Consider the following 22,780-nt stretch of genomic DNA (forward strand, 5'->3'; position numbering starts at 1 on the left):
TTAAGGTTAGACATTTAAATTTTCCCACATTTTATAGTAGTAGTTTTTGTTTTTTAATAGTTCTTGGTGTGTTCCAGTTTCTACAACCTCTCCTTTTTTTAGGGCTATAATTTTATCTGCTTTAACAATAGATTGAAGTTTGTGAGCAATTATAATAATGGTTTTTCCCTGGCTAGATAATTCATTTATAAGTTCTTTAATAACTAATTCAGATTCAGAATCGAGAGCAGAAGTGGCTTCATCAAGGATAAGAACTTCAGGGTTTTTATATAGAGCTCTAGCAAAAGCAATTCGTTGACGTTCGCCTCCAGATAGATTAGCTCCAAATTCACCTAAATAGGTTTCAAAACCATTAGGCAGAGACTCAATAAAGTCATAAGCTCCTACTTTTTTGCAAACATCAATAACCTTTTCCATGTTTGGGCTGTATTCTCCAATAGCGATGTTAGAAATAATTGAACCGTCAAAGAGTTCAACACTTTGAGGAACAGATGTAATAAGGTTGTTTAAGCTATCTTTTGTAATATATTTTAAATCATAATCACCTATATTAATTTTACCGTTAGAAGGTTGATAGATGTTTTGAATAAGAGAGGCAACAGTACTTTTTCCACTTCCACTTTCTCCAACAAGTGCTGTAAATTTTCCTTTAGGAATTGTAAACGAAATGTCTTTAAAGATGTCTCTTCCTAGTTCATAATGAAAAGTTATTTTGTCAAAATGAATATCTCCCAGAGATTTTTTTGAAAGATTAATGTTGGCTTCACTTACTTCTGTTTCTAAATCCATGATTCCAAAGAGTCTGTCTGCAGCAATAAGAGCATTTTGTATAGATTTATTAGTTCCTATTAATTGAGAAGCTGGGCCAGTAAAATAGCCTATAATTGAATAAAACGAGAATAATTCTCCTGGAGTGATATCTCCATCAATGACATAGTATGTTCCTGCCCAAAGGAGAATAACAGTAAAGATTCTTGAAATAAAATCTGTTGAGGCGGTAGAGAATATGTTGTTCATTCCTGAACTGTATATGCTTTTTAACAAGTCAATAAACTTTAGTTCTGTTTTATTTTTTGAAAAATCTTCAAGAGAAAGGCGTTTTACAGTACCTATGTTTTTTATAGACTCTACAAGTTGTGATTCTAAAAGTGCATTTTTTTCCATCACTTTTCTCTCTACTTTTTTGTTCAATCTATTTACAATAAAGTATATGATGATATAAACTGGAATGATCAGGGTGATTATTGCAGCCAGCTTCCAGTAGTAAGTGTACATGAATATGAATGAAAATAAAACAATGAATACATTTACTATAATACTTAATGCGGTTTCGTTTATTAGCAATCTAATTTTAACAGCATCTCCAATTCTTGACATAATCTCGCCTATTCTCATAGTGTCAAAGAATTTTTGAGGCATAGTAAATAAGTGTTTGTAGTATCCAAGGATAAGCCTTGAGTCTATTTGTTGACTGGTTTTAAGCATGAATACATCTTTTAGTGCACCAAAAATGAGTTGTAAAATAATACAGCCTATAACAATAACACTCATAAGATTTAAAAGACTCTTATTGCCGCTTACTAAAACAAAATCTGTGATTTTTTCTATGTAGATTGAGATTGAAAAACCTAAAACAGTGTAAAGAATAGAACCAATAATAGCTTGAACTAATATGTGTTTATGAGGTTTTAGTAAAAAAGACATTCTTTTTAAATTCGAAAATTTTTCATTTCGTTCTTTAAAAATATCTTCATCAGGTATTAATATTAGCATATATCCCGTAAAGATTGCTTCAAATGCTTCTCTTGTTTTTTTCTCTAGTTTACCTGTTCCAGGGTCCATAACCTTTACATAGTCTTTGGTAACTTTGTATATCACCATGTAGTGAGGAAACTCATGTTCTTCATGCTTTATAATAACATGAGCAATGGCTGGAAGAGGAATTTCTTCTATGCTTTCAATAGATGCTTTTACGCCTTTTGCAATAAAATCAAGTTTGTTAGCAGCTTCTCTTAACCCAAGTAGCGTTGTGCCTTTTTGATTTGTATTGGCATACTGACGAATTCTAGCTATAGGAATACTTAAGTTATAGTGCTCTGAAATTGATGCTAAACAAGTAGCTCCACAATCACTTAAGTCATGTTGTTTTATTTCTATTTTACTCATTTTTGTTGTTATATGGGTTAAACCAATCGTCTATGCTATCAAATAATAACTGGAATAAACTTCTGCGAGTTAAAAAGAACCTGCTAGTAACAGTCATTCCTTTTTTTAAGTTGCCTTCAGCACCGTTTTTGAGAGATAGTTTAGATTCATTTAAAGAGCTTCTAACCTTAAAAATAGCAGCGTCGTTTAAGGTTATGATATCTTTTCCTACTTCAATAATTTCTCCAGTTGCAAATCCCCATTGATTTGAGTTGTATGAGTCTATTTGATATTTAGCGTCAACGCCTTCTTTGATGTACCCAATGTCTGAAGGAGATACATATGATTCTATAATTAAGTTTTTTACAGGGGAAATATTAGCTATGTTATTGCTAGGGTTTACAATACTACCCTTGTTAAAACCCTGTACATTTATAAGTTCCCCATCAATTGGAGATGTTAAAACATAGGTGTTTTTTTCTTCTAAAAGTTGAATTTTATTTGAGTTTAAGTTATCAAGCTTTTCTTCATATTCTGTTAGTTGTTTTTGCCACCTTAATTGTGCTTGATTGATAATATTTATTTTGTCGTTTTTTAATTTATTTAAGTCTAATAGTGCTTTTTCAAACTCTGTTCTAGCAATAACATTTTTCTTAAATAAAAGATCAGCTCTTTCAAATTGAGTTTTTGAGTTTTTTATTAGTGTGTTTATGTTAAATATTTCTTGGCTATGCTGTATGTATTCTTTTTTAAATTGTTTAGTCTTTATTTTTGAGAACTTTTTATCCAGCATAAAACCTAAATCATTAATGAATTCTTGGGCATCTTCCGCTTGAATATCGATTAGGTCTCTTTTTTCATCTAGTATTTTTTGGTTAACAATTAAAAGAGTATCGCCTTTAGAGACATATTCGTTTTCTTTTAAGTTGTAGTAAGTAACTCTACCGCTAGTTGGAGCATATAATGTAACTGGGTTCTCTTCAGAAATAATTAAGCCTCTACTTGTTGAATAAACATCTACATAAATAAAAGGTAGTGCTATTAAAATAGCTGCAATTGCTAAAAAGATTAACCAAAATATTAGATTACTTTTTCTGCTGTGTTTTGCAATGTGATACTCTACAGTATTGTTTAGAATATCTTCAGGAAAAATATTATTTTCAGTCATTTGTTTTATCTTTTTTTAACCAAGCAATTGTTAAAAAAGAAGAACGGTGACAATAATAGATGTCAGTATTAGTTTTGAACATGTGCTTGAGTTTAACCCAAACTAAAACATTCTATACATAATAGGCAAAAGAAGACTACCGTATTTTATAAAAATGAGGACGTTTATGTTGTTTTAAAGTGTTGTTTTTTAGTTTTTTATGTGGTTTTTAGGGTTTGGGTTTTGCAAGTCGCTACGTATAAGTCATTAAGATAACATTCTATTAATTATATTTGTAAGAGAATCTATTTCATGAATAAAAAACAGCCTAAAAAATTCACGAGAAAGTTACTTCATAAGTACCGTTTAGTGATTTTAAACGAAGACACTTTTGAGGAACGACTTTCATTTAAACTTACAAGGTTAAACGTGTTTGTACTGCTATCTATTTCTACTATTTTACTAATTGCAGGAACAACCCTTTTAATAGCCTTTACACCATTACGAGAATACATTCCTGGTTACTCATCTACGGCTTTAAAGAAAAAAGCAACAGAGCTTAATTATAAAACAGATTCGCTTCAACAAGTTATTGCGGTTAATGAGCGTTATTTTGAATCAATAAAGCAAGTGCTTCATGGAGAGGTTAGTACAGCAAATTTTAATAGAGACTCTATCATTGAAGCAGCAAAACAAGATGTTGATGAAGTAGATTTAAAACCAAGTAAGGAAGACTCATTATTAAGAGAAAAGGTTGAGAAAGAAGATAAATATAACTTATTTGAGTCAGCAAAATCTAATGCAAGCTTTGTGTTGTTTCCGCCGGTAAAAGGAACAATAACCCAAGAGTACAATGCAAAGGAAAAGCATTATGCTGTTGATATTGTTGTTAAGGAAAATACACCTGTAAAAGCAACAGATGATGGAACGGTTATTTTTTCTGAATGGACTACAGAAGCAGGTTATGTGATTATCATTGAACATAGCCACGGATTAATATCGGTTTATAAACATAATGCTATGCTGACTAAAACCCAAGGCGAGTTAGTAAAATCAGGAGAAGTAATAGCAACGATAGGTAATACGGGAGAATTAACTACAGGACCACACTTGCATTTTGAGTTATGGAGCGATGGTTATCCTATTAACCCAACAAACTTTATAGATTTTAATTAATGTTATCAATCAAATCAGCTTTAGCAAAACCATTTGCAAAACGTATTTATAAAAAAGTTCAAAAATGGGCTAAAAACCCTATAGAGACACAAAACAAAATATTCCAGAACTTAATTAGTGATGCCGCACAAACACAGTTTGGTAAAGATCATGATTTTATAAGTATAAATAATCATAAAGATTTTACAAAACGAGTACCTATAAGAGATTATGAAGCATTAAAACCCTATGTAGAGCGCGTAGTCTCTGGAGAAAAAGATATCCTTTGGAAAGGGTTGCCTATTTATTTTGCAAAAACATCAGGAACAACATCTGGTGCCAAATATATACCCATAACAAAAGAAAGTATGCCAACTCATATAGAGGCAGCTAGAAACGCAATATTAATGTATATTCATGAAACAGGAAACGCCAAGTTTGTAAATGGAAAAATGATTTTTCTTCAGGGAAGTCCTGTTTTAGATAAAAAAAATGGTGTGCAATTAGGTCGATTGTCTGGCATTGTAGCACATTATGTCCCAAAATATCTTCAAAAAAACAGAATGCCTTCATGGGACACAAACTGTATAGAAGATTGGGAGGTTAAAGTAAATGCGATTGTAGATGAAACCTTGCCTGAAAACATGACTGTAATTTCAGGTATTCCATCATGGGTACAAATGTATTTTGAAAAGATTCAAGAACGAACAAATAAAAAAGTAGGGGATGTTTTTAAAAACTTCAATCTATTCATTTTTGGAGGTGTTAACTACGAGCCTTACAGAGCAAAATTTGAAAGCTTAATAGGACGAAAAGTTGATAGCATAGAGCTTTATCCTGCTAGTGAAGGTTTTTTTGCATATCAAGACAAGCAAGATGAAAAAGGCATGCTTTTGCAGTTAAATTCAGGGATTTTTTATGAGTTTATAAAAGCAGATGAATTTTTTGAAGAAAATCCAAAACGAATCACAATAAAAGATGTTGAAGTTGATGTTAATTATGTTATGATAATATCAACAAACGCAGGGCTTTGGGCTTACAATTTAGGTGACACTGTTATGTTTACATCAATAAAACCTTATCGTGTTGTTGTTTCTGGTAGAATAAAACACTTTATCTCTGCTTTTGGTGAACATGTTATTGGTAAAGAAGTAGAACAGGCTATGCAAGAAGCTATTAGCGGAACCGGCGTTCAGGTTTCAGAATTTACAGTAGCTCCCCAAATAAACCCAATAAGCGGGTTGCCTTATCATGAATGGTTTGTTGAGTTTGAAACAGAGCCTAATAATATACTAGAGTTTGCAAAAACATTAGATAAATCTCTTCAAAAACAAAATAGTTATTATTTTGATTTAATACAAGGAAGTGTTTTAAAGACATTAAAAATCAGTAGAATACAAAAAGACGGCTTTCAAAATTACATGAAATCCATAGGGAAACTAGGAGGACAAAACAAATTACCTAGGTTGTCAAATGACAGAAAGATAGCAGATGCTCTTAAACCTTTTAGTTTGAGTAAATAGTGTTATATTTGCTCGCTAAACAAATTATATGAGTAATAAAAAACATCATGCTAGAACGAGAGCTCAAGAGAGCTCAAATGCTATTGAGAGAATGTATATTACCATGCGTCACTTGTTTAATAGAGGTTTTTATAAGCCTATGGGCGTCTCTGGAGAAACATTAAGAGAAGCATTATTGCTTTTAAGACCTGAAATTTATGGATCTATTGGAGAAGAAAAAGCAGAATTAGAAGGGCTTTTATATGTTATTGATAGGTTGCCAATAGGTATTGAAGAATGTACTTTTATAAACCTAACAAGTGATGAAGGTTACGGAAACTCTCATTTTAAAGCCATAATCCCACCAAAAAGAAGAAGAAACTGTTACCGTATTGATAGTGAGCAAATGAATATTGAAATCACTAGAGGTCGATCAGAGATTTACGATATATTAACACACTTAACATTTCTTTTTGTTGAATCTCACAAAATAAGCAGACGTGTTTTAATTGATGATCAAGGAAGCACCACAAGAGATTGGGTTAAATTAGAAAAAGCAGTATTATCATCAAAAAAGCTAACACAGCAAGAAAGAGAAATAGCTATAACACATACTGCAAATATTTTAGGCAGAACATTTAATGAAATAACTGAAGTTTATAGCCAGTTTTCATCTGCAGTACAACCAGAAAGATTCCTTCATATAGTTTATTGGTTAGGTAAACTTGCTATAGAAGAAGTTGTAAACAATAACAAGCGAACAGTGACTTTTAGCCCAGTTTTAAGAGAGCGATTAGGGCATCATATCCATGGAGAAATATGGGCAAATAAAATAAAAGAAACTTTAAATAAGCATAATTTATTATCACGCCCAATACATGTTATTAGTGCCAATATGCACAGTGTTATGAACACGCTGTTTGCTCCAGAAGCACTAAAAAGTCTAAAGACTAAAAAAAGTACTTTAGAGATGTATGAGTCTTTAGGTTTAAAAGAAAATGATACCTTGCGCAATAAAGTTTCTAAAGAAGCGTTGCAGAGAGGAATGATTTATATTAAAGATACTTCAGGAACTAACATAGATGTACAAATATTTGATACATCAAAAATTGATTTTACCAAAACTGATATTGAAGTAAATAACACCTTTAACAATTTAGAAGATAAGCCTGTTATTTTTGTCATGGATTATGCTTTTGGCGAACAAGCATATGAGACCATAGACGAGCTATTAAAACCTATAAAAGTAGATGGAAACAAAATCCACTTAAATGTTGAGTCTATCTCAATTATGGGGAAAGCAGGTATTTTAGAAGGAGGAAAAGGAGATATAATGATTCCTTCAGCACATATTTTTGAAGGAACAGCTGATAACTACCCATTTAAAAATGAACTAAACAAAGCCGATCTAGATGGTCATGGACTAGCAATTTACGAAGGCTCTATGATCACTGTTTTAGGAACATCATTACAGAATAAAGATATTTTAAAGTTTTTTCATAATTCTACGTGGAATGTTATTGGTTTAGAAATGGAAGGTGCGCATTATCAAAAAGCAATACAAGCAGCATCAAAAGTACGAGGAAGCATTAATGAAAACGTTAAAGTGCGTTATGCTTATTATGCAAGTGATAATCCTTTAGAAACAGGTAGTACATTGGCTTCAGGAGGATTAGGGACTTCAGGTGTTAAACCAACTTATTTAATAACAAGAAAAATATTACAGCAAATATTTAATTAATTTAATTCATAGTATGAGCAACAATTTACCAGAACAAAATAATAGAAACCAATCTGACGAAATAGACTTGGTTCTTTTTTTTAATTTAATAGGTAATGCCTTTTCTAGACTTTTTGGTTTTATAGGTGGAATATTTAAGGCAATATTCTCAACAATAGTTTATGCTTTAAAAGCTATAATTCTAAACTTAAAAATAATTATTATCTCAGTTGTTGTTGCTGGAATTTTAGGTTATGGAGTTCAAAAAACCTTACCAAGTGTATACACTACGTTTATGTTAGTAAAGCCTTATTTTGACTCTAAATATCAATTGATAACAAATATTGGTTATTTCAATGCTTTAATCTCAACACAAGACTATGAAACATTATCTTCTGTTTTTGAGATATCTGAAGATGAAGCTCGTAAAATATCTCGTTTTGAAATTTACCCAGGTCCTGAAACTGAAAATGAGAGAATTATACAATATGATGAATTTTTAAAACAAATAGATAGTATAAGAGCACAAGACATTAGTTTTGAAGAATATGTAGAAAACAGAAGTATCTATTCAGGTTCTGTACTTTATGAAATACATGTTTTCTCTAAAAAGAAGAATATTTTTAAAAGTTTAGAAAAAGGACTAAATTCTTCTTTTGAGAACACATATTCTAAAAAGAAAATGTTAAAGAGAGATTCATTAATTAATATACAAAGAAACACTTTAAAGGAGCAAATAGGGGTTATAGACTCGTTACAAAAAGTTTATATTAGTGTATTACAAGAAGAGTCAAAAACGACAAAAGCAAAACTCAATATGGGAGAGAGCGCTTTCCCTATGGTTAATGAAAAATCTCAAACACGAGAATACGACTTATTAAAGGAGAAAATTAAATTACAGAATGAACTTAAGGAGTTAGACGAGCTACAAACTGAAGAAAACACATTTTTTGATGTTGTTTCTGGTTTTCAGGAAGTTGGAAACGAGTATTCAAGTTGGAAAAACTATTTAATGTTTATATTTCCTGTTTTAGCTTTCCTTTTACTTTGTTTAGCTTACTTAACAAGTAAGATAATTAAGTTTGTAAAAAATTATGATGAATAAAAAAATATTAATAACTGGCGGTGCTGGATTTATAGGGTCTCATGTTGTAAGGTTATTCGTTGAAAAATACGCTAACTATCATATATTCAATTTAGATGCTTTAACATATGCAGGAAATTTAGAAAACCTAAAAGATGTTGAAGACAAACCAAACTACACCTTTATAAAAGCTGATATTGTTGATGAAAATGTTATTAATGCGCTTTTTGAAGAGCATAAATTTGATGGAGTCATTCATTTAGCGGCCGAATCTCATGTAGATAGATCAATAAAAGACCCTTTGGCTTTTGTGAAAACAAACGTTATTGGTACCATGAACTTATTAAATGCATTTAAAAACATTTGGAAAGATGATTTTTCTGGTAAACGTTTTTATCATATTAGTACAGATGAAGTTTATGGTACATTAGGAGAAACTGGACTTTTTACAGAAACCACACCTTACGATCCAAATTCGCCATATTCAGCATCAAAAGCAAGTTCAGATCACTTTGTAAGAGCATATGGCGAAACATATAAAATACCTTATGTAATTACTAATTGCTCTAATAATTATGGACAAAACCAATTTCCTGAAAAGCTTATACCTTTGTTTATAAATAATATTTTAAACAATAAAGCACTACCTGTTTATGGAGATGGAAACTACACGAGAGATTGGTTATATGTTGTAGATCATGCTAGAGCAATAGATTTAGTTTTTCATAAAGGAGATAATGCTGAGACTTACAACATAGGAGGTTTCAATGAATGGAAAAACATAGACTTAGTAAAGCTTCTTTGTAATCAAATGGATAAAAAACTGAATCGTGAAGCTGGTACTTCAGAAGCATTAATTACATATGTAAAAGATAGACCAGGTCATGATTTAAGATATGCCATTGATGCCTCAAAAATAAAAGATGAATTAGACTGGCAGCCATCGGTAACTTTTGAAGAAGGTCTTGCCATCACAATAGATTGGTACTTAAATAACAGTGAGTGGTTAAATAACGTAACCAGTGGAGAATATCAATCTTACTACCAAAAACAGTATAATTAAATGAAAGGAATAATTCTAGCAGGAGGATCTGGAACAAGACTACACCCTCTAACATTATCAATAAGTAAGCAGTTAATGCCTGTTTATGATAAACCTATGATATATTATCCACTTTCTACATTAATGTATTCAGGTATTAAGGATATACTAATCATTTCTACACCTAAAGATTTACCTCTTTTTAAAGACTTATTAGGAGATGGTAAAAAATATGGATGTAATTTTCAATATGCTGTTCAAGAAGCGCCTAACGGATTAGCTGAAGCATTTATAATTGGAGAAGATTTTATAGGTGATGATAAAGTAGCACTTATTTTAGGTGATAACATTTTTTATGGTTCAGGTTTATCAACACTTTTACAAAGTAATAATGATCCAGATGGCGGTATTATATATGCTTATAGAGTTCATGACCCTGAACGTTATGGAGTTGTAGAGTTTAATAATGAAGGTCAAGCGATATCAATAGAAGAAAAACCAGAAAAGCCTAAATCAAATTATGCTGTTCCTGGAATATATTTTTACGATAATTCTGTTGTTGACGTAGCAAAAAACATTAAACCAAGTCATAGAGGAGAATTAGAAATAACAGACATAAACAAAGCTTATTTACAGCAAGGAAAATTAAACGTAAGCATTTTAGATAGAGGTACAGCATGGTTAGACACAGGTACATTTCAATCGCTTATGCAAGCATCTCAATTTGTTGAGGTTATAGAAGAAAGACAAGGTTTAAAAATAGGTTCAATAGAAGCTGCTGCTTATGAGATGGGTTATATTTCTAAAGAAGATTTTAAATCTCTTGCAACATCACTATTAAAAAGTGGCTATGGTAAAAACTTATTAGGAATACTTAATAAAGAATAAATGAGATTAATAGAAACAAAGCTTAAAGACTGTTTTGTTATAGAACCTAATGTGTTTGCTGATGATAGAGGCTATTTTTTTGAGAGCTATAATGAAGAGAAATTCAATAAAGCTTTAGATCAAAATATAAATTTTGTCCAAGATAATGAGTCATTTTCATCAAAAGGAGTGTTGCGAGGTCTACATTTTCAAAAAGGAGAATTTGCACAAGCCAAGTTGGTAAGGGTGATTAAAGGAGAAGTATTAGATGTTGCAGTTGATTTACGCCCAGATTCACCATCTTTTGGAAAGTATGAATCGGTGGTTTTAACAGGAGAAAATAAAAAACAATTTTTTGTTCCAAGAGGCTTTGCTCATGGTTTTGTTGTTTTAAGCGATACCGCTATTTTTTCTTACAAATGTGATAACTTTTACAACAAAGAATCAGAAGGCGGGATTATCTTTAATGATAAAACGCTAAATATAGATTGGAAATTACCAGAAAGCGAATGTTTACTTTCTGAAAAAGACAAAATATTACCAACCTTTGAAACCCTTTTTTAAATGACTTTAAACGTCCTTATTACAGGTTCAAACGGCCAATTAGCTACATGCATAAAAGATTTGGAAAAGCAACACCCAAATCTTTCATTTATTTATACAAATTCATCACAGCTAGATCTTACAAACCAAGAAGCTATTAATTCGTTTTTTGAAACCAATAAAATTGATTGGTGTATTAATTGTGCAGCATATACAGCTGTGGATAAAGCAGAAACAGATACTGAAAATGCTTTTAAAGTTAATGAGCAAGGTCCAAAACATTTAGCTTTAGCCTGTGATAAACACAATGTTAAGCTAATACATGTTTCAACAGATTTTGTGTTTGACGGATCAAAATCTTCACCTTATAATGAAGAAGATCAAACCAAGCCACTTGGTGTTTATGGCGCATCAAAATTACAAGGAGAATTAGCAATAAAAGACGTAATGAATGCCTTTTTTATTGTTAGAACCTCTTGGTTATATTCTGAACATGGAAACAACTTTATGAAAACGATGTTGCGTTTAGCAAAAACCAATAAAGAATTAAATATTGTTGCAGATCAAGTAGGGACACCAACTTATGCTAAAGATTTGGCTGGAGCTTTACTTAGTATAATTACCTCAAATAGTAATAAGTATGGTGTTTATCACTACAGTAATGAAGGCGTAACTAGCTGGTACGATTTTGCTAAAGCTATTTTTGATATTTCTGAAATAGAAATAAAAGTTAACCCGATTCCTTCAAAAGAGTTTCCAACACACGCTAAAAGGCCAAGCTATAGCGTGTTAGATAAACAGAAAACAAAAGAAAATTTAAATATAGAAACTTTATACTGGAGAGAGCGTTTAAAAACCGCAATAAAAAATCTATACTAAAAACTATATCGTATTGATACTTTGAAAGTAAGGCGCAAAAAACATACTTTTGTAACTTAAATTTCAAAAAGAAAATATCAGAGCTTATAATATAATGCAAAAAAAAGTAGCTTTAATAACTGGAGTAACAGGACAAGACGGAGCCTATTTAAGTGAATTTTTATTAAAAAAAGATTACATAGTACACGGTATAAAAAGAAGGTCTTCTTTGTTTAATACAGATAGAATTGATCACTTATACCAAGATCCTCATGTTGAAAACCAAAACTTTTTTCTTCATTATGGTGATTTAACTGATAGCACAAACCTTATCAGAATTATTCAGGAAGTACAACCAGATGAGATATATAACCTTGCGGCTATGAGCCATGTGCATGTATCTTTTGAAACACCTGAATATACAGCCAATGCAGATGGAATAGGAACATTAAGAATTCTAGAAGCTGTTAGAATGCTAGGGCTTGAAAAAAAGACAAGAATCTATCAAGCATCAACATCTGAATTATACGGAAAAGTACAAGAAGTTCCTCAAACAGAAACTACACCTTTCTACCCAAGAAGTCCATATGCAGTAGCAAAAATGTATGCCTATTGGATTACGGTAAACTATCGTGAAGCTTATGGTATGTATGCATGCAATGGTATTTTATTTAATCACGAATCTCCTATTCGAGGAGAAACGTTTGTTACTAGAAAAATCACTAGAGCAACATCAAGAATAGCATTAGGTTTACAAGATAAAATGTATTTAGGAAACCTAGATGCAAAGAGAGATTGGGGACATGCCAAAGATTATGTTAGAATGATGTGGATGATTCTTCAGGCTGATCAAGCAGAAGATTGGGTAATTGCTACTGGTAAGACAACATCTGTAAGAGACTTTGTTAGAATGTGTTTTGCTCATGTAGGCATTGAGCTAGAGTTTAAAGGAGAAGGTTCTAGTGAAAAAGGCTATATTAAATCTTGTAGTAACCCTGATTTCAACCTTGAAATAGGTAAAGAAATAGTCTCTGTAGACGAAAAATATTACAGACCAACAGAAGTTGATTTATTGATAGGAGACGCGACAAAAGCTAAAGAAAAATTAGGATGGGTTCCTAAATATGATCTTCAAAATTTAGTTGATGATATGATGTCTAGCGATTTAAAACTAATGCAAAAACAACAATTTTTGCAAGATGGAGGTTACAGAATTAATAACTACTTTGAATAGAAAGCAGTTATGAAAAAAGATTCTAAAATATATGTAGCTGGACATCGTGGTTTGGTAGGTAGTGCTATTGTTGAAAACCTAAAAAGTAAAGGCTATACTAATCTAGTTACCAGAACACATTCTGAATTAGATTTAACCAATCAAGTCGCTGTTGAAGACTTCTTTAAAAGTGAAAAACCAGAATATGTTTTTTTAGCTGCAGCTAAAGTAGGAGGTATTGTTGCAAATAATGTATACAGAGCCGATTTTATTTACGCAAACATGATGATTCAAAACAATGTGATTCATCAAAGTTATCTTAATGGCGTATCAAAATTGTTGTTTTTAGGAAGCACATGTATATATCCTAAAAACGCTCCACAACCAATGAAAGAGGAGTATTTACTGACAGATACTTTAGAATATACCAATGAGCCTTATGCCATTGCAAAAATAGCTGGAATAAAAACCTGTGAAAGTTATAACCTTCAATACGGTACAAATTTTATTTCGGTTATGCCAACCAATCTTTATGGACCTAACGATAATTTCGATTTAGAAAAATCACATGTTTTACCAGCGTTAATTAGAAAGATATATTTAGCAAAAATGCTAAATGAAAACAATTTAGATACTGTTATTAGTGACACTGGTTTTGAAACGATTGAAGAGGCAAAAGCGTATCTTTCTAAATTTGGAGTATCAGAAAACAGTGTAGAAATCTGGGGAACAGGAGCTCCAAAACGAGAGTTTTTATGGTCTAAAGATATGGCAGATGCTTGTGTGTTTATTATGGAAAATAGAGAGTTTTCTGATACATATTCAGAAAATGATAGCGAAATTAGAAACACGCATATCAACATAGGCACAGGAAAAGAAGTTTCTATTAAAGAGCTAGCCGAAACCATAAAAAACACTATAGGGTTTAAAGGAGATTTAGTCTTTAATACTGATAAGCCTGATGGAACCATGAGAAAACTAACAGATGTTTCTAAACTGAATAATTTAGGTTGGAAACATTCGGTTGAATTAGAAGACGGAATTAAAAAAGTATATAACTGGTATGTTAATAAATAAAGACCTACAAACAGCTATCAAAGCATCATTAGAAGCAGGAAAAGTAATCATGCAAGTATATGATACAGCTTTTGATGTAGAAATAAAAGACGACAAATCACCTTTAACAGAAGCAGACAAGAAAGCTAATGATGTTATTAATTCGTACTTGATTCCTACGGAAATCCCAATAATTTCAGAAGAGAACAAACAAACGGATTACGCTGTTAGAAAAACTTGGGAAACCTGTTGGGTTGTAGATCCAGTAGATGGCACTAAAGAGTTTATAAAACGTAACGGAGAATTTACAGTAAACGTTGCACTAGTAACAAATGGTAAGCCTTTTTTAGGAGTTATTTATGTGCCTGCAGTGAAAACTATTTATTTTGCCAATGTAGAAAATAACGAAGCGTTTAAAGCAGATTTAGATGCTCACGATACTACAATAGAAACTATAGTTGAGCTAGCAAAACCATTAAAACCAAAGAAAAACAATTCAGATAGAGTTGAGGTTGTTGGCAGTCGTTCACATATGAACCAAGATACTTTAGATTTTGTAGAAAGCTTGAAAGCAGATGGTAAAGAGGTTGAAATAGTATCAAAAGGAAGTTCTTTAAAATTTTGTTTAGTTGCCGAAGGAAATGCCGATGTATATCCACGATATGCACCTACAATGGAATGGGACACTGCAGCAGGACAAGCCATTTGTAATGCTGTTGGGTTACAGGTTATTTCAAAAGAAACAAATAAACCGTTAGCCTATAATAAAGAAAACTTATTAAACAGCTACTTTTTAGTCAGTAAGTAAATGGCAGACGTTTCTTATAAAAGACATATTGCAAAAACCATTACATGGAGAGTTGTTGGAACGATAGACACAATAATTCTCTCTTGGATAGTTACTGGAGACCCTTTGGCAGGTCTTAAAATAGGATTCGCAGAAGTCACAACAAAATCAGTATTATACTACTTACACGAACGTGTTTGGTATAAAATTAATTTATCGAAGGATGGTGTTCTTCTTGAAAGTAGAAAACGACATATTGCCAAAACTATTACGTGGAGGTTTATAGGAACAATAGATACTATGACGTTAGCTTGGATTATTTCGGGTAACCCACTTGCTGCTTTACAAATAGGTTTTGCTGAAGTGATTACTAAAATGATATTATATTATTTGCATGAGCGCGCTTGGTACAAAATAAATTTTGGTTTAAGTAAAAGAAAAAAAGAATAAAATGAAAGAGAACATTATTCCGCACGATTATCAAATATCTATTGAAGATAGACGAAAACAGAATGGGCATAACTCTTTTTTATTATGGTTTACAGGATTATCAGGATCAGGTAAGTCTACTATCGCTAATGTGGTTGAACAAAAATTGCATCAAAACGGTATTAAAACCTTTACTTTAGATGGTGACAATATTAGAAAAGGAATTAATAAAGACTTAACCTTTTCTCCACAAGATAGAACAGAAAACATTCGTAGAATTGCAGAAGTGGCCAATTTAATGGTTGATGCTGGTTTAGTGACACTTGCGGCTTTTGTGTCGCCTTACAAAAAAGACCGAGAGAACATCAGAAGTATCGTTAAAGATGTTAACTTTGTCGAAATATTTGTTAATACCAGCGTTGAAGAATGTGAAAGACGCGACGTAAAAGGGCTTTATAAAAAAGCTCGAGCTGGAGAAATAAAAAATATGACAGGAATTTCAGCGCCTTATGAAGCGCCAGAAAATCCTGATATTGAGATAAAAACAGAGAACGAATCAGTTGAAGCAGCGGCTGAAAGAATACTAAATTTTATTAATATAAAACTTAAAAATTAAGTAATGAAGTATAGTTTTACATATTTTCTTATTGTGATGTTTTTTTTCTCTTGTAAAGATGGAAATAAAACATCGCAAAAGAATAAAAAAGAGTCAACAATGAACAGTTTTGAGATATCTTTATTGGATGTAAGAGATGTTAATGTTGATTTCAACCCCAATTATAGAATAAAAAAATTTGGAGTTTTAAAATCTAACGACAGTGTTTATAGCTATGTCTTTCGGTTAAATGATGATATTACAAAACAAGAGGTTTTATCACATAGCATAGGGGTTAAAGCATATAGTTATGAATTAAATAAAGATGTTGAATTTATTAATAAAGGTTTTTCTCCTGAAATAGAAGAAATAGAAGGAGGTAAATATATTTTATTAGAACAGAAGATTTTAAACATTAAATATATTGACAGTTTAGAGGCCTTTATTTTCTCAAGAGGAAACTATAAAGCATCTGGAAAACTTGGTACAATTAAAATTTTTGATATCCTATTAGAAGATGAGTAAGTATTTTTTAAACTATCTAGATGAATTAGAGAGTGAAGCAATTTTTGTTTTACGTGAAGTTTGGGCACAATTTGAAAACCCAGTAATTTTATTTTCAGGAGGAAAAGATTCCATCTTGGTAACGCATTTAGCAAAAAAAGCATTCTATCCTGCTAAAATCCCATTTCCATTAATGCATGTTGACACGGGTCATAATTTCCCAGAAACCATTCAGTTTAGAGATGACATTATTAAAGAATTAGGCGCGCAACTTATTGTTGGTTCTGTACAAGAATCTATTGACGAAGGTCGTGTTGCTGAAGAAAAAGGGAAAAATGCTACGCGTAATGCACTTCAAATTACAACACTTCTTGATGCTATTGAGGCAAATAAGATTGATTGTGCTATTGGAGGTGGACGTCGTGACGAAGAAAAAGCAAGAGCAAAAGAGCGTTTCTTCTCTCATAGAGATGATTTTGGACAATGGGATCCTAAAAACCAACGACCAGAACTGTGGAATATCTTCAACGGAAAGCATTTTGAAGGCGAGCACTTTAGAGCATTCCCAATAAGTAACTGGACAGAAATGGATGTTTGGAACTACATAAAACGCGAGAATATTGCTATTCCATCATTATACTTTGCACACGAGCGCGAAGTAGTTTGGAGACAAGATTCTTGGATTCCAAATTCTGAATTTTTAGTACTAGAAGACCATGAAGAAGTGGTGACTAAAAAGATACGTTTTAGAACATTAGGTGATATTACAATTACTGGTGGTGTAGAATCTGATGCTGATACATTAGAGAAAATTGCTGCTGAAGTTGCTGGTATGAGAAATACCGAGCGTGGAAACAGAAGTGACGATAAGCGTTCAGAATCTGCTATGGAAGACCGTAAGCGTCAAGGATACTTTTAATCAAAATTAAATAAAAAATTAACTGTCATGCCAAATACAATTTGGCATCTCATATAAAGAATAACATGTTAGACAACAATCAATTATTACGTTTTACAACTGCAGGAAGTGTAGATGATGGAAAAAGTACATTAATAGGGCGTTTGCTATACGATTCTAAATCTATTTTTGAAGACCAACTAGAAGCTATTGAAAACACAAGTAAGAAAAAAGGTCATGAAGGTGTAGATTTAGCACTGTTTACAGACGGTTTAAGAGACGAAAGAGAGCAAGGTATTACCATTGATGTTGCTTACAGATATTTTACAACACCAAAACGTAAATTTATTATTGCTGATACACCAGGACATATTCAATATACACGTAATATGGTTACTGGAGCATCAACAGCTAACGTAGCGACTATTCTAATTGATGCAAGACATGGTGTAATCGAGCAAACTAAACGTCATGCGTTTATAGCGTCGTTATTACAAATACCACACATTATTGTTTGTGTGAACAAAATGGATTTGGTTGATTTTTCTGAAGACGTATTTAATAATATTGTTTCAGAATTTGAAGAAGTGTCTTCAAAAATGCTTGTAAAAGATGTTCGTTTTATACCAATGTCAGCGCTTTTAGGAGATAATGTTGTAAACAAATCAGAAAATATGCCTTGGTATCAAGGAGCACCAATGCTACATACTTTAGAAACTATGCATATTAGTAGTGATATTAATAAAGTAGATGCGCGTTTTCCTGTACAAACTGTAATAAGACCACAACGTGAAGGTTTTATAGATTATAGAGGTTATGCAGGTCGTGTAGCAAGTGGCATTTTAAGAAAAGGTGATGAGATTACAGTAATGCCTTCAGGCTTTACTTCAAAAGTAAAAAGTATCAATCTTCATGATAAAGAATTAGAAGAAGCTTATGCACCAATGTCAGTTTCTATAACTTTAGAAGACGATATAGACATTAGTCGTGGTGATATGATTGTGCGTTCAAACAATAAACCAGAGCCTTCTCAAGACATTGGGGTGATGTTATGTTGGTTGAATAATAGTGCAGCTAAACCTAGAGCAAAATATACTATTAAGCATACTTCTAACGATCAAAAAGCGATGATTAAAGAAGTGGTTTACAAATACGATATCAATACTTTAGAGCGTAATAGTGAAGATAGTGATTTAGCAATGAATGATATTGCTAAAGTTAAAATACGTACTACAAAGCCATTAATGATAGATGCTTATAGAGAAAATCGCACCACAGGTAGTATTATTTTAGTAGATGATACGACTAACGAAACGGTAGCAGCCGGAATGATTGTTTAAACATATTTAAATTTCTTACAATGAAAATACTATTAACAGGATCAGCAGGTTTTATTGGGTTTTATTTGTCAAAAATGTTTCTTAGTAAAGGACATGAGGTTGTTGGGTTAGATAATATAAATGATTATTATGATGTTAATTTAAAGTTTGCTAGATTAAAGGAATTAGGGATACATGAAAGAGAAGCAAAGGTTTTTGGGAAATTGTCTTATAGTAAGACTTATGACAACTTTTCATTTATAAGATTAAACCTAGAAGATGATTCCTTAGTAGCCTTATTGTTTAAAGAAAAAAAGTTTGACATAGTTTTTAATCTTGCGGCTCAAGCTGGGGTAAGGTATAGTATAGAAAACCCCAAAGCATATATAAATAGCAACATAAATGGATTTTTAAACCTATTAGAAGAGTGTAGAAACAATGAGGTTAAAAATTTTTACTATGCTAGCAGTTCAAGTGTTTATGGTAACAGTAAAGAACTCCCCTTTTCTACTAAGCATAATGTTGATTATCCTGTTAGCTTATATGCTGCAACAAAAAAAAGTAATGAGCTAATGGCTTATACCTATTCTCATTTATATAATATTAATACAATAGGCTTAAGATTTTTCACGGTTTATGGCCCATGGGGAAGACCAGACATGGCGTTATTTAAATTTACTAAATCTATATTAGAACAAAAGGGAATTGATGTATATAATAACGGTAATTTAAAAAGAGACTTTACTTACATTGATGATATTATTAATGGGATTGATTTAATTGTCAACAATACTATTAACAATAACCAGTCTTTATATGAAATATTTAATATAGGAAAAGGTTCTCCTGAATCTTTGTTAGACTTTATAAATGCTATTGAAACAAATATAGGGATAAAAGCTAAAAAGAACTTTTTACCAATGCAGCCTGGAGATGTCTATGAAACATGGGCTGACACTTCTGAAATTGAAAAAATGGGTTATGAAAGCACGACAGGTATTGGTGAAGGAGTTAAAAAATTTGTTGATTGGTACAAAGACTTTTATAAATTATAAAGAAAATAAAACTCCCGATGAAAATTTTTGAGGTATTGAAGAAAAATAAGAAAATAATTGAAAACTTTTCTTATTTATCAGTAATACAATTGTTAAATATGCTAATCCCTCTAATCATATTTCCATATTTGATAAGGGTATTGGGGAGTAATATATACGGACTGGTTATTTATGCTCAAGCCGTACTGGGCTATTTCGTGGTTTTAATAAACTTTGGCTTTAATATAACAGCCACAAAAGAGGTAAGTATATACAGAAATAATACTAAAAAGTTAAATAAAATTCTAAGCAGTATTTTAATAATTAAAGGAATTTTATTTTTAATATCTGTGATGCTGCTGTCAATATTGATTTTTACTATTCCAAGCTTTCAGGAACATAGGGCATTATTTTATTTAACAATTTGGATGTGTTTTTATGAGTTTATCTTTCCTGTATATTATTTTCAAGGTATTGAAGAAATGAAATACATCACTATAACAACGTTAGTTAGTAGGGTGGTATTTTTGTTCCTCGTTTTTGTTCTAGTAAATTACCCTGACGATTATTTACTTGTCCCAATAATTAATGGCTTGGGAGCCATAATAGCGGGTATTATCTCTCAAATCATTGTTTTGAAAAAAGGCGTAAAATATACTTGGCAAGAACCTTATGTTTTAAAATATTATTTAAAGAAATCAGTTGTTATGGCATTGGCTTATGCTTCAAACACCTTAAAGTCCAACTTAAACATTGTAATTGTTAAGTTTTTATTTTCATACAAAGAGGTAGCATATTTTGATTTAGCCTTAAAGATTTCGAGGATAGGAACATCTTTTCTAGAACTCATAAGTGTATCCGTTTTTCCTAAAATGAGTAGAGATAAAAACAAAGAGTTTTTAAGAAAAGTTATTTATTTAAGCTCAACACTTTCTATCGTTTTTGTAGTTGTGGTTTTGCTGTTTTCACCTTTCTTAGTGAGAGTTTTAGGGGGCAAAGAAATGTTAAACTCTGTACCGTTATTGGGAATAGTGGTGTTTTTTGTTCCTTTTCAAATTCTAGGAGGGCTCTTAGGAAGAAACTGTTTGATAGTCAACGGTTATGAAAAAGACGTATTATTTAGTATGGCTTTTTCAAGTGTTGTTTATTTAGTTTCAATATTTATTTTTTATTTTACATTAAAAGAGAAAATGTCATTAAACTTTTTAGGAGCTATATTTGTATTCTCATTTATGGTTGATACTTTTTATAGGTATCTAAGATGTAAAAAATATAAAATACTTTAATTAAACAAGATGAAAAGAATAAGTATAGGAAGAGCTATTTATTGTTTTTTGAAAGATTCAGTTCTTAGTGTTTATTGTTATAGAAATATTAAGGTATATTTATGCAATCATTTAAATATTGGAATTTGGGAACTATATAAAAAGAAAACAATACTCCCTCACCCTTTTGGAATTGTAATAGGATACAAAGTTAAAATAGGTAAAGAGTGTAAGATTTACCATAATGTGACAATAGGAACTAAAGAAACGCAAGACTTTAAAAACGGACGTTATCCCAAAATAGGAAATAAAGTAATTATATATCCAAATAGTGTTGTAATAGGAAATATAAAAATAGGAGATAATGTGATTATTGGAGCGGGATCTATTGTTTTAAACGATATACCTTCTAACTCCATTGTAAAAGGAAACCCTGCTAAAATAGTTAAAACAAGAAAAAATGAATAAACAGAAAAGACCAAACTTTATTATAGCAGGTTTCCCTAAATGTGGCTCGACAGCTCTTCATTATTATCTAGAAAACCATCCGCAAATCTATATGCCCAAGCAAAAAGAACTACATTATTTTACGAGTCATATACTCTCTAAGCTTAACAATGGACCAGGGGATAAAGAGACAAAAATATGGCAACTGTCAAATATAGACGATTATGAGAACTGTTTTAAAAACGCAAAACCTGAACAAGTAATCGGGGAGGCTTCACCTTCATATATAAATTACCCTTGTCAATTTGATACTATAAAAGAAGAACTTAACAACCCAAAAGTGATAATAATTCTCAGGGATCCAATAAAAAGAGCATATTCTAATTATTTACACCTAGTAAGAGAGCACAGGGAAGACCTGTCCTTTTACGAAGCATTGCTTAATGAAGATGAAAGAGTAAATGAACAATACTCGGACTTTTGGTATTATAAATTTAACTCTACATATTTTGATAAAATACAACAAGCTTGTAAAAAATTTGAAAAAGTAACTGTTTTAACACAAGAAGAGCTAAACAAAGACACAAAAGCTACAATGAAAAAGATTTTTACTTTTTTAGGAGTAGAAGATAGTTATGTGCCGGATAATATAGACCAACGCTATAACCATGGAGGTGTCTTTAAAGATAATTTTACAACTAGGTTTTTTTTTAAACAAACTAAATTCAAAAGTATAATTAAAAAGACAATACCAATACCTGTACAAGTAAAAAATGTAATTAATAAAGTTGTTGGTAAATATAGAGTTCCAACACCTGAAATTGAGCCAAAAACAGAAGAGTACCTAGTTCAATATTTTAAAGAAGATGTTCAAAACCTGAAAAATTTTGGAGTCAATGTTTCTTTATGGAATAAAAACTTTTTTTAACAAACGATGAAGGCGTTGATAAAAACTAAGAACGTTCCCTTTTTTTTGTTTTTAATGGGTGTTTTTTTTATGCCTTTTAATTCTTTTAAAGGTGTAGAAGCCTTAGGAGAATTTAAAAGAGACTCCTGTATGTTGTTCTTTCTTTTGGCCAGCATTTTTGTTTTTACCAAAAGGAAAATAGCACTTCCAACAAACAGCTTGATTTTTAGATCTTTATTATTAATCCTTTTTTATTTTTTATT

General features: G+C 31.3%; 22 protein-coding genes. 20 read left to right on the forward strand and 2 right to left on the reverse strand.

What is annotated here, in order from left to right:
• Positions 1-6: 6 nt before the first annotated feature.
• Together ACN5J3_RS00880 and ACN5J3_RS00885 are read right to left on the reverse strand one after the other, a co-directional pair.
• Positions 7-2,166 carry a peptidase domain-containing ABC transporter gene (locus tag ACN5J3_RS00880; RefSeq protein ID WP_418508817.1) on the reverse strand — a complete coding sequence of 720 codons (2,160 nt, stop codon included), beginning with the start codon at positions 2,164-2,166 and terminating at the stop codon, positions 7-9.
• Positions 2,159-3,313, reverse strand: coding sequence for an HlyD family secretion protein (locus ACN5J3_RS00885; RefSeq protein ID WP_418510436.1), 1,155 nt, complete (start codon positions 3,311-3,313; stop codon positions 2,159-2,161). Before ACN5J3_RS00885 ends, ACN5J3_RS00880 begins: the two co-directional genes overlap by 8 nt.
• Positions 3,314-3,604: 291 nt before the next feature.
• Between ACN5J3_RS00885 and ACN5J3_RS00890 the strand changes: the two genes are divergently transcribed.
• The 20 genes from ACN5J3_RS00890 (at position 3,605) to ACN5J3_RS00985 (ending at position 22,538) form a co-directional block, all read left to right on the forward strand.
• The gene (locus ACN5J3_RS00890) at positions 3,605-4,468 is read left to right on the forward strand and encodes a M23 family metallopeptidase (RefSeq protein ID WP_418510437.1); all 864 of its coding nucleotides are present in this window, start codon (positions 3,605-3,607) and stop codon (positions 4,466-4,468) included.
• Positions 4,468-5,970 (forward strand): GH3 family domain-containing protein, encoded by a 1,503-nt coding sequence (locus ACN5J3_RS00895; protein ID WP_418510438.1) that lies wholly within the window; start codon positions 4,468-4,470, stop codon positions 5,968-5,970. The genes ACN5J3_RS00890 and ACN5J3_RS00895 overlap by 1 nt, the downstream gene beginning before the upstream one ends.
• A 28-nt stretch (positions 5,971-5,998) precedes the next feature.
• A complete protein-coding gene (locus tag ACN5J3_RS00900; RefSeq protein WP_418510439.1) occupies positions 5,999-7,690 on the forward strand; it encodes a DUF6909 family protein in 1,692 nt (563 codons plus the stop codon).
• Positions 7,691-7,703: 13 nt separating this feature from the next.
• On the forward strand, positions 7,704-8,774 hold the full coding sequence (locus ACN5J3_RS00905) for a hypothetical protein (RefSeq protein ID WP_418510440.1): 1,071 nt from the start codon (positions 7,704-7,706) through the stop codon (positions 8,772-8,774).
• Positions 8,767-9,816, forward strand: coding sequence for a dTDP-glucose 4,6-dehydratase (gene rfbB, locus ACN5J3_RS00910; RefSeq protein WP_418510820.1), 1,050 nt, complete (start codon positions 8,767-8,769; stop codon positions 9,814-9,816). Before ACN5J3_RS00905 ends, rfbB begins: the two co-directional genes overlap by 8 nt.
• Positions 9,817-10,683 carry a glucose-1-phosphate thymidylyltransferase RfbA gene (gene rfbA / locus ACN5J3_RS00915; RefSeq protein WP_344727017.1) on the forward strand — a complete coding sequence of 289 codons (867 nt, stop codon included), beginning with the start codon at positions 9,817-9,819 and terminating at the stop codon, positions 10,681-10,683.
• Positions 10,684-11,226, forward strand: coding sequence for a dTDP-4-dehydrorhamnose 3,5-epimerase (rfbC, locus tag ACN5J3_RS00920; protein WP_418510441.1), 543 nt, complete (start codon positions 10,684-10,686; stop codon positions 11,224-11,226).
• Positions 11,227-12,084, forward strand: coding sequence for a dTDP-4-dehydrorhamnose reductase (gene rfbD, locus ACN5J3_RS00925; RefSeq protein WP_418510442.1), 858 nt, complete (start codon positions 11,227-11,229; stop codon positions 12,082-12,084).
• A 94-nt stretch (positions 12,085-12,178) separates the two neighbouring features.
• Positions 12,179-13,297, forward strand: a complete 1,119-nt coding sequence (gene gmd / locus ACN5J3_RS00930; RefSeq protein ID WP_418510443.1) for a GDP-mannose 4,6-dehydratase — start codon at positions 12,179-12,181, stop codon at positions 13,295-13,297.
• Positions 13,298-13,306: 9 nt separating this feature from the next.
• Entirely contained in the window at positions 13,307-14,353 is a 1,047-nt protein-coding gene (locus ACN5J3_RS00935; protein ID WP_418510444.1) for a GDP-L-fucose synthase family protein, read from the forward strand.
• Positions 14,340-15,140 (forward strand): 3'(2'),5'-bisphosphate nucleotidase CysQ, encoded by an 801-nt coding sequence (cysQ, locus tag ACN5J3_RS00940; protein WP_418510445.1) that lies wholly within the window; start codon positions 14,340-14,342, stop codon positions 15,138-15,140. The genes ACN5J3_RS00935 and cysQ overlap by 14 nt, the downstream gene beginning before the upstream one ends.
• Complete coding sequence (locus tag ACN5J3_RS00945; RefSeq protein WP_418510446.1) at positions 15,141-15,569, forward strand: DUF2061 domain-containing protein; 429 nt, start codon at positions 15,141-15,143, stop codon at positions 15,567-15,569.
• Position 15,570: 1 nt separating this feature from the next.
• Positions 15,571-16,164 (forward strand): adenylyl-sulfate kinase, encoded by a 594-nt coding sequence (gene cysC / locus ACN5J3_RS00950; protein WP_418510447.1) that lies wholly within the window; start codon positions 15,571-15,573, stop codon positions 16,162-16,164.
• 3 nt (positions 16,165-16,167) lie between these two features.
• A complete protein-coding gene (locus ACN5J3_RS00955) occupies positions 16,168-16,668 on the forward strand; it encodes a hypothetical protein (protein ID WP_418510448.1) in 501 nt (166 codons plus the stop codon).
• On the forward strand, positions 16,661-17,566 hold the full coding sequence (gene cysD / locus ACN5J3_RS00960) for a sulfate adenylyltransferase subunit CysD (protein WP_418510449.1): 906 nt from the start codon (positions 16,661-16,663) through the stop codon (positions 17,564-17,566). The genes ACN5J3_RS00955 and cysD overlap by 8 nt, the downstream gene beginning before the upstream one ends.
• A gap of 65 nt (positions 17,567-17,631) precedes the next feature.
• Positions 17,632-18,885, forward strand: a complete 1,254-nt coding sequence (locus tag ACN5J3_RS00965) for a sulfate adenylyltransferase subunit 1 (protein ID WP_418510821.1) — start codon at positions 17,632-17,634, stop codon at positions 18,883-18,885.
• Between the two features lie 20 nt (positions 18,886-18,905).
• Positions 18,906-19,919 carry an NAD-dependent epimerase/dehydratase family protein gene (locus tag ACN5J3_RS00970; protein ID WP_418510450.1) on the forward strand — a complete coding sequence of 338 codons (1,014 nt, stop codon included), beginning with the start codon at positions 18,906-18,908 and terminating at the stop codon, positions 19,917-19,919.
• 17 nt (positions 19,920-19,936) lie between these two features.
• Complete coding sequence (locus tag ACN5J3_RS00975) at positions 19,937-21,184, forward strand: oligosaccharide flippase family protein (protein ID WP_418510451.1); 1,248 nt, start codon at positions 19,937-19,939, stop codon at positions 21,182-21,184.
• 9 nt (positions 21,185-21,193) lie between these two features.
• Positions 21,194-21,631, forward strand: coding sequence for a serine O-acetyltransferase (locus tag ACN5J3_RS00980; protein WP_418510452.1), 438 nt, complete (start codon positions 21,194-21,196; stop codon positions 21,629-21,631).
• A complete protein-coding gene (locus ACN5J3_RS00985; protein ID WP_418510453.1) occupies positions 21,624-22,538 on the forward strand; it encodes a sulfotransferase family protein in 915 nt (304 codons plus the stop codon). The genes ACN5J3_RS00980 and ACN5J3_RS00985 overlap by 8 nt, the downstream gene beginning before the upstream one ends.
• Positions 22,539-22,780: the final 242 nt, after the last annotated feature.

It is taken from the genome of Corallibacter sp. (genome assembly GCF_048381695.1).
Classification (GTDB): domain Bacteria; phylum Bacteroidota; class Bacteroidia; order Flavobacteriales; family Flavobacteriaceae; genus Corallibacter; species Corallibacter vietnamensis.